The sequence below is a fragment of the uncultured Mailhella sp. genome, from assembly GCF_947631555.1.
Classification (GTDB): domain Bacteria; phylum Desulfobacterota; class Desulfovibrionia; order Desulfovibrionales; family Desulfovibrionaceae; genus Mailhella.
On the sequence record NZ_CANRLT010000062.1, the window covers coordinates 1 to 14,617 of the forward strand.

Here is a 14,617-nt window from a genome sequence, read left to right on the forward strand (position 1 = left end):
AGCGCGGCCTGCCGTTTGCCAGCACACTGAGAAGCTGCGCCTCATTCACGAGATCGGGGAAGCGGCGCAGGGGTGAAGTCACCGCGCTGTAGGCCGCAAGCCCCATGCCCGCATGGGGACGGGGGCGCACATCGAGAGACGCCCCCGCCAGGGAACGCACCACGCGGGCGATGTCCGGCGCACTGCGCCACACCCCGGCGTATTCCCGCGGCACGGCCACATCCTGCGTACGGAAGAGCAGCGGAACCTGACGCTCCACAGCCCAGGCCGCAAGTGCGGCGTTGGCGAGAATCATGAGTTCGGCCACGAGAAGCTGCGACTTCGGGGCGGCTTCGTGCTCCCTGATGTCCACGGTCACATCCGCGCCCTCGCCCTGCAGGACGAAGTCCAGCTCCGGCCGCTCAATGATGACCGCGCCCTGAGAAATGCGGTAGTCCAGGCGGCGCTGCCCCATCTCCCAGCCCAGGCGGAGCTGTTCCGCATAGGGTGCGGCGGGGTTGTCCGCACCGGTATCCAGCACGGCGTCGCAGTCGGGATAGCTGAGGTTGCGGGCCAGAGCAACGGAAGCCACGCGGAAGCCCTGCCCGCTCATTGCGCCGTCCGGGGCGACGTGGGCGCTCACGATGAGTGCGGGCCGCCGCTCGCCGGCAAAGAGGCTGAAGGCCCCCTCGCCCAGAGCTCCGGGCATCATATGGTACGTCCCCTCGGGCAGGTACAGGCTGGAGGCTCGATGAGCCACGGCCTTGCCCAGAGGACTTTCAAAATCCCAGAACCAGGCGGGACAGGCCAGCGCCACCTGCACGTCCCAGCCGCCGTCCTGCGCCGCGGCGATGGTGAAGGCATCGTCAATGTCCCGCGTGGACGCACTGTCGATGCTGATGAAGGTCTCATCGCCGGCCGGAGGCAGGCGGGACGGATCGGCGACGGCGGCAGCAAGGGCTTCGGTCTCTCCGCGGAAGGCTTGCTCCCAGTCCGTCCCTGCGGCGTAGTCCGCCCGATCCAGCCAGTAGTTGTAATGTTCGGGAACAAGCCCCCAGCTTTCGGCGAGCAAGAGCGGCAGGAAAGGATCGTCCGGCAGCCCGCGCGTCACCTGCTTCCAAAGGGTGTCGTCCTCCACGGTCTCGGGGTCCGTGATGCGGGTGCGCAGCATGTGTTCAAGGCGGGAACGCACCGGCTCTTCCGGCGCGGATTCCGGGGCGGGGGCAGACTTTCTGGCGGTGCGTGCCTCCCAGAGCCTGCGGAACCAGTCCGCGCCGCCGCAGATCATGGCTTCGCGCAGACGGGCCGCTTCCTCGGCCTGACGCCGGGCCTCCACCGTGGCGGCGTCGTAGATCTCGAACTCTGGCGGCTGAAAGCGGAAATGCGTCTTGCAGCGCAACAGTGCCCGGCCGCAGGCGGCCACGGTGTCCGCATCGGGACTGGAGTAACCGAGTTCGGCAAACCACTCCGCGGACGCGCTGGACACTTCGCCCTGCGCCATTTCCCAAAGCTCCACGGGCGCGGCCTCGGCACTCAGGCGCTCGCGGCGCTCACGGTGGCGGTTGAGCAGCTCCACCACTGCGTCCTTGCTCTGCCCTGCGCCGTACACCGGCCCGGCCCAGGGAAGAATGCGTGCGGACGACAGGTTCATCTCCCTGCGGTTGGGCAGGAAAAGACGAAGCTTGCCCTTCTGCTCCTCCATGATCCAGGCGATCTGCACCTCGTTCCCCAGGAGAAATTCAACGATGCAGCCCGCTCCGGGAAACTGCGTGATCGCTGCCATGACGCTTCCTTTGTTTCTGACTGCAGCCTTCAGCTCCGGACGGCGGAAGATTCCGCCGTGCCCCGGTTAATGCTTGAAGGAACGCTGCCCGGTATAGACCATAGCCACCTGCGGCTGATGCTCGTTGCAGGCCTGCACCACTTCCCAGTCCCTGATGGAGCCGCCGGGATGGGCGATGGCCGTGACACCCTGCGCCATGACCACGTCCACGCCGTCGCGGAAGGGGAAGAAGCCGTCGGACACCACCACGGAACCGGCCAGTCCGCCCCTGGCCTCGCGGGTCTCCTTCTGGACGGCCTCGAGCTGCGCGGCGGCTTCGGCATCGGCAAGCGCCTTCTGCTGCAATTCGTAGAGGGACAGGCCGAAACGCTTGAAGGCGAGGACATCGGCGTACTTGGTATAGGCCTTGTGGATGGCGAGTTCAGCGCAGCCCACGCGATCCTGCTCGCCCGTGCCGATGGCTACGGTCGCGCCGTCACGGGCGAAGATCACGGAATTGGAGGTCACCCCCGCTTCCACAGCCCAGGCAAAGAGCAGGTCTTCCGCCTCCTGAGGCGTGGGCTTGCGGGCGGTGAACACCGTGCCGTCCTTCTTCTCGCCGGTGGCGGGCAGAAAATCTTCCACGCTGCGGATGCGGTTCACAAAGGATTTCTGGATGATAATGCCGCCGTCGGTGAGGCTCTTGAAGTCGAGCATGGGTACGCCGCACAGCTCGTCAAGGTGCGCCAGCCCGGGCAGTTCGAGGATGCGCAGGTTCTTGCGGCTCTTGATCACGTCCAGCACGCCCGCTTCGAAGGAAGGCGCGGCCACGACTTCAAAATATTGCGAGGCGATGAGTTCGGCGCTCTTCATGTCCAGGGGGCGGTTCACCACCACCGCGCCTCCGAAGGCCGCGATGCGGTCGCACCAGAAGGCTTTTTCCAGTGCCTCAGCCAGCGTGCCGGCCCAGGCCGCGCCACAGGGGTTATTGTGCTTGAGGATGGCGGCGGCCGGACGGCGGGTCAGGTACTGAAGGATGTTGCAGGCGTTGTCCACATCCGTGAGGTTGGTCTTGCCGGGGTGCTTTCCGGCCTGCACCATCTGCGCCTCGGTGAGCGAAGAGACGATGCCCTGGTGCGGAGCGCGCCAGGTGAGGTTCGCGACGCTGTTCCTGCCTTCCACGAATTCGTACAGCGCGGCAGGCTGATCAGGATTCTCGCCGTAGCGCAGGCCGCGCACTTCGCCGCCCATTTCCCAGGTGCGCTTACGGAAAGTGAGGACACTGTCCCCGAGGGTAACAGTCATGGTGTCCGGAAAACCGTCCGCAACGATGGTACGATACATGTCTTTGAGGTCGCTCATGTCAGCTCCGCATGGTAGAAGTGATGACCCGGCAGGAAGGACGCGCCCCGACGGCAGACCGCGCTCCTCGCAAAAAAAAGATTCATAGCATAAAAAGCCCCGGCGGGCAATTGCTCACCCTGCGGCGAAAAGGGGTGGGGAAGCGGAGAGTGACGGGAATAAACTGGGCGCTGCCCCATTGCCCGAAGCTCGAAAAAAAACTATACTGCCTCCGCAAGCCGCACGGAGGAACCGTATGGAACATATGCTGCTGAAAATGGCCCGCTGGCTCAACGCCATGGACGAGGCGTCCCTCATGGCTCTGTGGGACAAGTACGTCCAGCGCGTCAGGGACTTCGACGCATCGAAGGAATGGGAAGAGGCCGCCATCATCCTGACGCTCCTCCAGGCTCCCACGCTCAAGAACCGGCTGTTCAACACCCGCTGGATGGAATCCCACGTTCTCCAGACGGAGCAGTCTCCCGGAATGGACTCGCCGCTTCACCGCCTCGTGTCCAGACCGCCCAGGCGGGAAGCGCCGGCTCCAAAGCCCACCAAGGCAAAAGTGCTTCCCTTCCGCCCCGGCAGCAAGCCTCAGCCCAGCTGACAGTGCGGGCAGAACACCGTTGTCCGGCCTGCGATGCGCACGGAATGGAGCGTAGAGCCGCAGGCAAGGCACGGCTCGCCCGCCCTGCCGTAGACGCAAAAATGGTTCTGAAACGCCCCCGCATCCCCGCGGGCCGTGCGGTAATCCCGGATGGAGCTGCCGCACTCTCGGATGGCTTCGAGGAGTATTTCCTTCAGACAGGCGTGCAGCGTTTTCAGACGTGAAGGACTGAGCGCCCTGCCCGGCGTGTCGGGTCGTATGCCCGCCCGGAACAGACTCTCGCAGGCGTAGATGTTCCCCACACCCGCCACCACGGACTGATCGAGAAGCAGCGTCTTCACGGGACGAACTGAGGCAAAGCGGGACGCAAACGCCTCACCGGACAGCTCCAGAGGCTCCGGCCCCAGGGCATTCCAGAAGTTCCATGCCGGCAGTTCCGGCAGGGAGACGCACCGAATCCGGCCGAACTTACGGACGTCATCGAAAAAAAGTTGCCGACCGTTGTCCAGTGTGAACACGGCCCGCGTGTGCGGCCCCGCAGGGACGTCCGCGTCGAAGACGAAAACCCGCCCCGTCATGCGCAGGTGAAAGGCCAGAGCCGCAAGCTCGCCGGGCCATACCGCCCCTTTCGGAAAATATTCCGCAGCCTGCACCGTGCCCGACGCCGTGTACATGAGCGGCCAGCGTGCGGACATATCGGGGACGGCAGGCTCTTTCGGCGTAGGACGCGAAGAACATACGCCTTCTCCCGTTCTCTGAAAGAACAGCAAAAGGAGCTTTCCGCGGCGGCCGGTTCCGCAAATCACAGGGCGCACCCGCTCCAGCGCTTCCGGCCCTATGCCGCCTTCCCATGCGCTTTTGCCGATGAGTTCGGCCCGCACGATGGCACGGCCGCACACTTCAGGCGCCAGAGTTCTGGCCACAGTTTCCACTTCCGGCAGTTCCGGCATCGCAGCTCCTCCTTTTCCATATCCACCTTCTCCATGTCCGAACGCCTGCCATGTCAGCCTGCAGCTGAATGCCTGCGCGCTCCCAGAAGATGCTGACGGTCTTTGCTGCGGAACGCAACCTTTTTTTCACTATGTTTTTGCCCGCACGAAACCGCGGGAAATTTTTTGCGCTGTTTGTGAGGGCATCTGTTTTTCTCACCGTTCCATCGTCCCCGTTCTTCCCTTCCTTCCCGCCGGCCCCTGCCGACAAAAGCCGCCCGGCGTCTCCGTCAGGCGGCTTTCAAAGTGTGTGCGCTGCTGAATCTTACTTGATGCGCTTATTGAGTGCCCACACCCGTTCCGTTTTGGGAAGCGGCTTCATGTAGGTGAGCCAGGTATGGCTCTTCAGCGCTTCGGGATCCATCTGCATCTCGCGGCTGAATTCCAGAATGGGTGGAACCAGCTTCGTGATGTCTCCGGAAACACCAGCGATAATCGCACCGTTGGTGGCGGCAAGGCAGAGTTCCACGGCCTTCTGACTGTATTCGGCGGAACTCATCAGTGCGTCAAGCTGGCGTGTGGGGTTGTGGAAGCCAACGCTGTTCTCGGCGGAGACCATATCCCAGAAGAACTGCCCCTTGCGGGTCATTTCACGCGCCTCGGCCATCAGGCTGTCGTACTCGGCATTCCGTTCACCCATAAACTCGTTGGCCAGACGCACGGCCTCGTGCGCGCGTACGCTGGCTTCCTGCGCCTTGAGGAGCTGCGCGAAGGTCTTTTGCTGCGTATCCAGAACGCGTCCGCGGAGGTATTCGGGTGTCTTGTCGGCGTGGCACTTGCGGCAGGCGCGCATTTCCGCATCCTTGAGCGGAGAAGTCCACCAGTGGCTGGAAAACTTCTTGCCGTCCTCGCGCTGGTAGGGCATGTGGCAGTCGGCGCAGGACACGCCGGCGGTCCCGTGGGGGCCGGTCTTCCACGTTTCATAATCAGGATGCTGCGCCTTGAGGATCTTCACTCCGGAAACGGCATGGACGAAATCGACGAACGGCCCGTTGTTCTCGCCCTTGTCCTGGTAGTATTCATAAACCTGTTCGACGTCGAAGCCGTTGTCCCAGGGGAAGGTGGGCTTGTTCGGCACCGTGCCCGGAGCCTTGGCAAAATAGTATTCCACATGGCACTGGCCGCACATCAAGGAACGCTTTTCATTGCGGGACATGGCGTCGAAGTCCTGGCCCGTGCGCTTCAGGTAATCCTGAAGCGGTATGGAGTAGAGCTTCATCTCCATGTTCGTCGTGTCGTGGCAGGTAGCGCAGCTGATGCTTTCGTCATACACGTTGAAATTTTCGCGCAGTTCGTTGAAGTCACGCGACCAGAACTTGTCGCCATCCTTCTGCACCCACTGCACCATGTTAGGTGTCTTGCAATTCCAGCAGGTGGCCGGCTGATTGCCCTTGCCGTCGGGCGCGTAACGGTTGATGCGGTCGATTTCGAGGATGTCCTCAACGGCGTGGGTATGGCCGCGGGCCGCATTGTACTCGTAGGCGAACGCATAGCCGAGCCACAGATTCTTCAGATACGGCTGGGCGTGTTTCCACCCCTGTGGCGGGGTCTGATGGACGTTGTCGTTCTTGCGGTAATTGGACGAGCCGTTGTACTCCGTCATCACCGTGCTTTCATCGTTCTGCTTGTAGGTGGCGTACTGCCGGGGGAAGATCTTCTCGAAAGAGGACGCCTGATTGGTGAACGCGGGAAGCCCCGTGTTGAAAACGGGCGTTTTTACTGTATGGGTGTCGTCGCAGCCGGCGCTCATCATCACGCAGGCGAGCGCCGCGCCAAGCACGGTCAAGCGTGTCTTATTCATCCGCCGCCTCCCTGAAGCTGACAGGTACTTTCTTCTGATGCGCCACGCTTCTGTGGCAGTCAAAACAGTATTCCTTGGCCATCACAACATTCTGCACCGTCGCCCTGTGGCAGGAAATACAATTGTTGTGGATTACCGTCCGCGTTTCCAGTCCGGCGCGCAGGGGCGCATCCAGTCCGCGGATGTTGTCAATGAAGTCCCTCAGGCCCTCTTTGGCCTTGAAGGGCAGCTTCACCACAAGATTATGCGGCGCGTGGCACTCGTTGCAGGCAAGGTCGGCGTGCGGGGAACGGCTGTGCGTGATCGCTGCCTGTTCCATCACATGGCAGACGGAACAGAACGGCCGCGAATCCGAATAGCGCATCCCCACGGCGGCCGCCAGAACCAGCGCGGCGCCGAACACCGTGCCTGCGGTCAGCAGTTTCCACGGCTTGAGCCTTGATTTTTCCATCGCTCTCCTCCACTCCTCGATGGCTCAAAAAATCGGCTGAAAAAAGGATTAAAGTCAGGATAGGCGATTTTTCAGCTCCAAACTGTGATTTAAATCACAGCAACCGAAACAAGAAAAAAAAGAGCATGTGAAGGTGTTTGTTTTCGTCCGGAAGGTATTCGTTTTTTACGTTCAAAAAGCATTTTCTGGGTATCCGTGCGAAAAGCTGGCGGAAGGGGCTGCCGCTGCGGAAGGGGGGAGAAGGAATGACGGAAAAAATGACGGCGGGCGCGGCTATTCTTCCAGACTGCGGCGCAGGGCCTGCGCGTCTGTGATGACGATGCTTTTGCGCTCCAGACGGATCACGCCATCGCGGGAGAATTGACCGAGCTGGCGGCAGAGGCTCTCGCGGGACAGCCCCAGAAGTCCGGCGAGTACCTCGCGGGTCACGTCGTCTTTCAGCACCGGAGAATCTTCGACCCGCGCCTTGTGCAGGAGCCAGCCCGCCACACGCCGGCGCACCGAAATTTTGCCCTGCGAGGCTGATATCTTATTAATGAACATGCGCTGACGAGCCGCAAGTTCCCGCATGAGCCTGAGCGAAAGGGCCGCGTTCGCCTTAAGTTCGGCCAGAAGCGCCGCAGACTCGATCTGCAGAACGCGGCTCTGCTCCAGCGCCAGCGCGGAATAAAACGCCGTTCCGCCGCCGAAAAGGGCGCAGAGATCAATGAAGCGCCCCGCGCACATCACATGCAGAATGGAACCCTTGCCGGAAAGCGTCCCCTTGATCAGTTCCACCCTTCCGGATTCAAGCCAATAGGCGGAAAAGAGCTGCACACCTTCGCTGAAGATCCACTCTCCCTTGCTATAGATGCGAAACCGCGAAACCGCCGCCAGGGCGCGCGCCCCTTCTGCGGACAGATCCTGAAAACGGTTCTGCAGCTGTTCCCAAAGCTCTTCGGCCATGCTCCATACCCTCTTTCAGAGGAGCAGAGGCTCTCCCTTTAAAAGGACGCCTCACAGCTTCTCAGGCTACCATGCACGCCCAGGGACGGCAAGCCCGTCCCACGGGGAGAACTACGCGACGACGCAGAAAGATTTTCGAGAAACATCATAAAATTCAGAGTATTACCGAAAACATTCTACTTGTGAAGCCATCGTGGGGCAAGTGATGGAATATGACCGGCCGCAAAAATATCCGACGCCGCTCCTCGCAGGAATACGCGCAAACAGCGAACGAGACTTCCGTGTTCACCGCTCGGCACAATTCGTGAATTTTTGAGCATCTTGCGAACACGGCCCAGACAGACACCGCTCCGCATGCAAGTCAGGACGCCTGACCTTCCATGCCTTCCCCGACCACAAATCTACCGCAGCCGAACCATGAGGGGACCGTCCTTTCGGACGGACGCCCCGAAACACGCAAGCTTTCTGCGGGAAGGCGTCACTGCTTTCCCAGGGTGCGTCTGAGCTCGACGCATTCCTCGCAGGCGTCCTGATTGCCGTTGATACAGGAACGGGTAAACCAGTGCAGCGCCGTCTCCAGATCCCGCTGAACGCCCTGTCCGTCACGGTACATCACACCAAGATTTGACTGCGCCTCGGCGTTGCCGCTTTCGGCCGCCTTTTCGAGCCATTCCAGTGTCTTCTGGTAGTCCTGCGGTACGCCGCGTCCATAGTAATAAAGCTCGCCCAGCCACAGCTGAGCATGGACATGTCCCGCAGCAGCAGCTTTCTCAAGCCACTTGCGGGCCTTCTGGTAGTCCTGCGGAACACCCTCACCGTCCATGTAGAGCATGCCCAGCATCGCCTGACTTCGCTCATTTCCCTGACGCGCACCTGCTTCATACCACTGCTTCGCCTTCTGGCAGTCCTTCGGAACGTCAAGGCTGTAGTAATATATGTCGCCAAGGAAAGTCTGAGCATTGGCATTGCCTTGAGCCGCGGCCTTTTCGAACCATTCCCGCGCCTTTCGGTAATCCTTTGGCACGCCCGAACCATTGCCGTAAAGCATTCCTATCCGTGTTTGGCTTTCCGCATGTCCCTGCCTGGCTGCTTTCATGTAATACTCAAAGGCCTTTCTGTAGTCCTGCGGAACGCCCTGTCCGGAATGGTAAAAAACTCCCAGATTAAACTGTGCCTTGGCATAGCCCTGCTCCGCCGCCCTTTCAAAGCATTCACGCGCCTTCTGATAGTCCTGCGGCCCACCTTGGGCATCTCTGTAGAGAACGCCAAGATTGTACTGCGACAGGGGATCTCCAAGCGCCGCCGCTTGTTCGTAGCAACTTCTGGCCTTCTGAAAATCCTGCGGCACGCCATGGCCAAAGTTATACAGATGCCCCAAACAGGCCAGAGCTTCCAAACTTCCCCGCGCCGCTGCCCGTTCGAGCCATATTCTGGTTGTGTGGTAGTCCTGAGGTACACCCTGACCAAAATAGTAAAGCTCGCCCAGATGAAATTGCGCCCGGGCATTGCCCTGAAACGCCGCTTTTTCGAACCACTTGCGGGCTTTCCGGAAGTCCTGCGGTACTTCCTGTCCCTGGGCATACATCATGCCCAGATAGGTCTGAGCATCGTCATTCCCCTGAGCGGCCGCCCTCTCGAACCATGCCCGGGCGTCGCGGAAGTCCTGCGGAACGCCCTTGCCAAAATAGTAAAGTGAACCCAACAGATACTGCGCTCCGGCCAGTCCTTGAAGAGCTGCTCTTTCGTACCACATCCGTGCCTTCTGATAGTCCTGGGGATAGCCCTCGTTGCCAAGTTCATAGCAAACGCCAAGATACGCCTGCATATTGGCATCTCCCGAAAAGGCTGCTTCTTCCTTGCTGTTCATCGACATCCTCCTGTCTTCCACCGGGATGGCGGCATTTGACAGCGTACCGCGTCTGGATGGCTTTTCTCTGAAAAGTCAGATTTTAAACACTTTTCAAAGCTGAAGAAAAAAAAGAGCAAAAATTTTTCATTATGGATATTTGTTGTGTGGAAGATTTTCATATTTAAAAGATAAACCATAAGATACATATAATCTTCTCATCCAGTCAACACATCCTTCAGGTAATACTATATCCTCTGGAATTGTAATCGATATTACCCTTTGATCCCAAGTGGTAGTAATCTTTGTACCATCAATTATTGGTGATTTAAATTCTAGTTCTAAAGCATCCAATACACTTTTTTGATAAGGATTTTCCATATTACCACCACCGGTGAAAAAGATATAGACAAGACGACGTATCGAGTCTTCTGTCGTAATAGGGATAATGTATTTAGGATTATTATTGTTTTTATTGTCAATTTTAAGAGAAGATTTCAATTGGGAGAATGTTGCCGAGCGAATCTTTTTCTCAAGTTCATTAGCAAGCTCTCTAATTATAGTATTTAATATATTATTATTTATAATACTATTTTTTTCTTTTTGTTGGCGCCAATATTCTATTCCACCTTGATTACTCTCTTTTTCACATCTACGTTCAATAACTCCAGAGCCAAGTTCAAAAACCTGAGCACTAAAATAATTAATTCTCTCTCCAATTTGCTTTCGATTTGTAAGAGTAAAACAACACTGATCGACGGTACCAGACCCAACATCTGTTACAAAATAAATTCTTGACGAGTCACCAGGTGATTGCGGAGACATGCTAAAAGGTTGGATATTGGCACTGACTTCGGGATAGACATGACATGATTCGTCAGATTCGACAGAAGTCTGTGCAAAGGCAATCTCCATTTCTTGGCAGGAGGCAGTGTCAGGTAATGGTTCAGGCTGACAGGCAATCACCCATGCTTTTTTGAGAATTTCAAAAAAAGTATCTTCTGTGGCCGTATCAGTCAAATTGCTGACGGGGATAGCCATAGTTACATACATGTCATCCTGTGAATTTTTTCCAAAGTCCTCATAGTATTGCTTAAAAATTCCTTTTCTGATAAATTGAAGAGTTCTTGACAAATAGAAGAGACATGCGGCCTTTACAAATGCTTCCTGCTCCTTGGATCCGGGCACGAGTCCAAACACCTTGTTGATACGTGATAGCGTTGGAGACTTGAAGTTTCTTTGTGAAAGGTCAGCCAGTGCCACTTTAATATGCCAAAGTCCATTTGTTGGGTACTGCTCATTTTCTTTATTTATGGAAAATTTTTTATTTTCACAGATAATAGTACTGGAAATTAAAAACTCCTTTCTGCCACCAAGATCAAAGGTAAATACATAAGCCTTTTCCTTTTCAAGATCACGAAATACACACTTGGAATATGATGTGCCAAAATCAAACCCCAATTGAATGTAATATGCATTTCGAGCAGTTTTTGGTTCAAAAAAAACTGTTTTTTTGAGCCAGTCAAAAACAGAACCCATATTCTCTCCTCCAATTATATCTGTACGTTAGTTGTTAATAAAGAACCCCATAGCCACACTGCCCGCTTGAGGATCGAAGGCAGCCTTCTTTCTGTTGAGTTCGTCCAACTGCCTAGTCATAGCTTCCTGTGTTCGCCGAATACGACCTTTGAAAGCAGGTATCACCTTATTCTTGGGATCTCTCGCTTCAAGAGATTTTAATGTTTGCTTGAGATTCTCAATGCGAGAACCAAAGAGTTTTTCTATACGTTGCTTTCGTATTTGATAGATATTTTCATTTTCTGCCTGCATCCGTGATATTTCATCTATAAAACGATTTTGAAGTTCTTGGTCAAGAATATTAAGTGGATCACAAAGTGCAGTTCCTGATGGATAATTTGTATAATTCCAATCTGTTCCTTGTTTAATTAACTCATTAAATATTTGCTCACTTTCACCTTGGGAAAATATTTCTTTTGTTTCTATGTTCATGATCCCGTAGCTTAATTTTTTTAATACAGAGATACCAGATATCTCAAACAAATATACATTAAATACATATGCGCCTTGTTTCAAAGAGTGAATGTCCGTACGAGCAATTGCTGTTCGGCAAAATCTTTGCCCATTCTCCCTATAGCAGTTGGTTATCCACCGAATAAATGGCGAAAGATGATTAATTAAAACAATCTGTTTTTTAGACGAAGACAATTTTTTATAAATAGTTCTGTCAAAACATATGTTCAGTGTCTGCCCGCGCAAGTTACTGACATTAGTGAAATGATTTTCATTAATAAATCTATCAAGGTCAGCGCGAGCTCCCGAAGAAAGTTCAAGACTCATACATCCAGGTTCAGGAGAATCAGGTCTTATGAGTGTTCCTGTAAAATAGTGGCCAAAGAAATCTCGAACATAGCTCTCCACTTCTTCTGCACTGATATAGCGTCCTTGATCATGATCTTCTTTAATCTTGCGTTGGATATAATCTGAAAGCCCTAGAAGTTGAACCCCCTGTTCCTCCAACATCTGCATATCACTCATTTTTTTATAAAGAATCTGTTCCGTTTGCGATATCCGATCATTTTGTTCATCAATGGTGAGATCCTTGGTAAATAAATCCTTTGTCAGTTCACGTATTTCTTTGCCTAAAATAGCCTCTATATCGCCAAGCGTACTGGAGAATATACTCAATTTCTCATGGAGTCTCTGATATACCCTTTCTTCAATGGTATCTTTAATACTGAAATTAATAATATTCAGCACTTGAGATTTCTGGCCCACACGATCAATTCTACCGATTCGCTGTTCAACTCGCATGGGATTCCAAGGCATATCATAATTAATAATGATATGGGCACACTGAAGGTCAAGACCTTCGCTCCCCACTTCTGATGAAAGCAAAATCTGAACCTCACCGTTGACAAATTTCCTTATTTCGGACAAACGCTCATCCATGCTTTGTTTACCGCTTATCATGCCTACTTTCTTACCTTCTGCTCTCAAGCGATTATACAGATAGCGCAACGTGGCATGATAGTAAGCAAAGACAATGATACGTTCATTGTCGTATCCTTGAATTATCTCCATCAGTTTGGCAAATTTGCTGTCACAGGCAGCAAGTAGCCTTGAACTGGGAATATTCGGCATTTGACTGGATGCCTTTACCTTGGGGCCATCATCCTCATTGAGCTGCTCGTCGAATACTTCAGAGAGGAGATTTTCTTCATCGTCCTTCCCACTACGACTTTCTGAATAGGCAGAAAGACTGCTGGCTGCCATGAGTTGGTGGCTGATAAGGTTAAAGATTGAAAAGTTCGATTGTTGCTTTTGACAACGGACTCGAATAGATGTTTCAATAGCCCTATAAAATTTTTGCTCTTCTGGAGTGTACTCAATCTGGTACACATTAGCCTTGCGCTGAGGCCGATCTTCCTTTACCTGTTTTCGCAATGTTCTGTTAATATACTGACTAAAAATATTTAATTTTTCTGCAAGCTCCTGAGCTTGGGCCAGAATTTCTGTTGATTGATTTTTTTGTAACCGAGACACACATTGCTTAAACTGTTCAAAAAGCGGTGAGTCTCGAATATAACGGTTGTTTTCCATGCCTTGCAGGTAGTCTTTAATTTGCTTAAAATCAATGATATGCTTTGAAAGGCAAACGGATGCATGTACCGTTGCAGCATTGACTTTTATTAATTCACTGAACGTTGCCTGTGATGAAAAAAAATCTGAATCTATAAATGAAAGTAAAGAGTGCAAATCTTCACTTTTGTTGTTAACTGGTGTGGCTGAAACACAAATAACACCCTGTGCAGCTGCAGAAAGACATTCGCCGAGCATATGCACTGAAGTGCTGGAATTACGCATATAATGTGCTTCATCAAAAATGACAAGATCAAAGGGAAAACCTTCAGGATCATCCCAATTTTTTAATTCTCTGAGTAACTGTGCTTTCTCAGATATGGCAGCGTCATCGTTTCCATCTGGTTGCTTGCGTAGTATGTCCAGGTCAGATTTGCGAGGGCGAAGTGAAGAATAGGTACTGATGAGTGCGAACTCTTCCTCGTCACCTTTCCGCTGAAATTCCGTGATGTTCTTCTTGAATTCCACGAAGTCCACACAACGGGCATCCACAAAGAATTTATCCTTTAATTCAGTTTCCCACTTGTCTGCCAGAGTTGGCGGACATATGACGAGCAATCTTTTCCCTCGACGGCGGGCCTGCATCTCTATCCAGATGAGTCCTGCTTCGATGGTTTTGCCGAGACCTACTTCATCCGCCAATATAAGACGCTGTGTCGGTGAATTGATGAATTTGAGTACAGGCTTAAATTGATAGGGTAAAAATTCTATCTGAGCAGCTTCCATAGAGTAGATGATTTCATTAAGTGTTCCAGACAATTTTTCAAACGTGATGAGCCGCTTCAAATCGGAAATACTGCCAAAACATTCTCGTTGAATCTGAACAAGTGGATTTTGATTATTTCCATCATCAGGCACCAAGCTGGAAACAGGCAAAACCTTGATCTGACCATTAGTGTAACGAACCCGTGCAAAGTTAGCTTGTAGCATTTCTATGAATTCGACATGGTCCGCAGGCCGATTCTTAATTATGAATTTCTGTCCCTTGGAAAAGGGTATAGCCGTCGATTGAGTCATGGGCAACTCCAGGAGAAAAAGACTAAGAAAATGGAGTGATAGGAACATCACACCTCTGTGACACAGGTCAATCAACTAAGAATATTTGCACACTATTTAAGTTTTATCTCAAAATTCATAAGAGTCAATAAAAATTTTTAAAGGAGACACTGACTTTTATAATGACAAATGTTTGAGATTATGCTATCCTTCAAAAAAAAACGGAGGGTACCGAGATGC

The 14,617-nt window shown here is 53.5% G+C and carries 10 protein-coding genes; 1 reads left to right on the forward strand and 9 read right to left on the reverse strand.

Annotated features, from left to right (window positions below):
* Together Q0Z94_RS08715 and Q0Z94_RS08720 are read right to left on the reverse strand one after the other, a co-directional pair.
* Positions 1 to 1,762 (reverse strand): ribonuclease catalytic domain-containing protein (locus tag Q0Z94_RS08715; protein ID WP_298068825.1); only part of this gene is annotated, 1,762 nt, incomplete at its 3' end.
* Positions 1,763 to 1,828: 66 nt separating this feature from the next.
* A complete protein-coding gene (locus Q0Z94_RS08720; RefSeq protein WP_298068827.1) occupies positions 1,829 to 3,103 on the reverse strand; it encodes an IMP cyclohydrolase in 1,275 nt (424 codons plus the stop codon).
* A 235-nt stretch (positions 3,104 to 3,338) separates the two neighbouring features.
* Between Q0Z94_RS08720 and Q0Z94_RS08725 the strand changes: the two genes are divergently transcribed.
* Positions 3,339 to 3,689, forward strand: a complete 351-nt coding sequence (locus Q0Z94_RS08725) for a hypothetical protein (protein WP_298068829.1) — start codon at positions 3,339 to 3,341, stop codon at positions 3,687 to 3,689.
* Here Q0Z94_RS08725 and mutM read toward each other — a convergent pair.
* The 7 genes from mutM to Q0Z94_RS08760 form a co-directional block, all read right to left on the reverse strand.
* The gene (gene mutM, locus Q0Z94_RS08730; protein WP_298068831.1) at positions 3,677 to 4,639 is read right to left on the reverse strand and encodes a bifunctional DNA-formamidopyrimidine glycosylase/DNA-(apurinic or apyrimidinic site) lyase; all 963 of its coding nucleotides are present in this window, start codon (positions 4,637 to 4,639) and stop codon (positions 3,677 to 3,679) included. The two genes, Q0Z94_RS08725 and mutM, sit on opposite strands and share 13 nt — an antisense overlap.
* A 304-nt stretch (positions 4,640 to 4,943) precedes the next feature.
* A complete protein-coding gene (locus Q0Z94_RS08735) occupies positions 4,944 to 6,479 on the reverse strand; it encodes an ammonia-forming cytochrome c nitrite reductase subunit c552 (RefSeq protein ID WP_298068833.1) in 1,536 nt (511 codons plus the stop codon).
* Positions 6,472 to 6,930: a NapC/NirT family cytochrome c gene (locus Q0Z94_RS08740; RefSeq protein WP_298068835.1), complete on the reverse strand. Its 459-nt coding sequence runs from the start codon at positions 6,928 to 6,930 to the stop codon at positions 6,472 to 6,474. The genes Q0Z94_RS08735 and Q0Z94_RS08740 overlap by 8 nt, the downstream gene beginning before the upstream one ends.
* A 273-nt stretch (positions 6,931 to 7,203) precedes the next feature.
* The gene (locus Q0Z94_RS08745) at positions 7,204 to 7,875 is read right to left on the reverse strand and encodes a Crp/Fnr family transcriptional regulator (protein ID WP_298068837.1); all 672 of its coding nucleotides are present in this window, start codon (positions 7,873 to 7,875) and stop codon (positions 7,204 to 7,206) included.
* Between the two features lie 478 nt (positions 7,876 to 8,353).
* Positions 8,354 to 9,742 (reverse strand): SEL1-like repeat protein, encoded by a 1,389-nt coding sequence (locus Q0Z94_RS08750; RefSeq protein WP_298068839.1) that lies wholly within the window; start codon positions 9,740 to 9,742, stop codon positions 8,354 to 8,356.
* 129 nt (positions 9,743 to 9,871) lie between these two features.
* Positions 9,872 to 11,260 (reverse strand): hypothetical protein, encoded by a 1,389-nt coding sequence (locus Q0Z94_RS08755; protein WP_298068841.1) that lies wholly within the window; start codon positions 11,258 to 11,260, stop codon positions 9,872 to 9,874.
* Between the two features lie 27 nt (positions 11,261 to 11,287).
* Entirely contained in the window at positions 11,288 to 14,398 is a 3,111-nt protein-coding gene (locus Q0Z94_RS08760; RefSeq protein ID WP_298068843.1) for an SNF2-related protein, read from the reverse strand.
* Between the last annotated feature and the right edge of the window lie 219 nt (positions 14,399 to 14,617).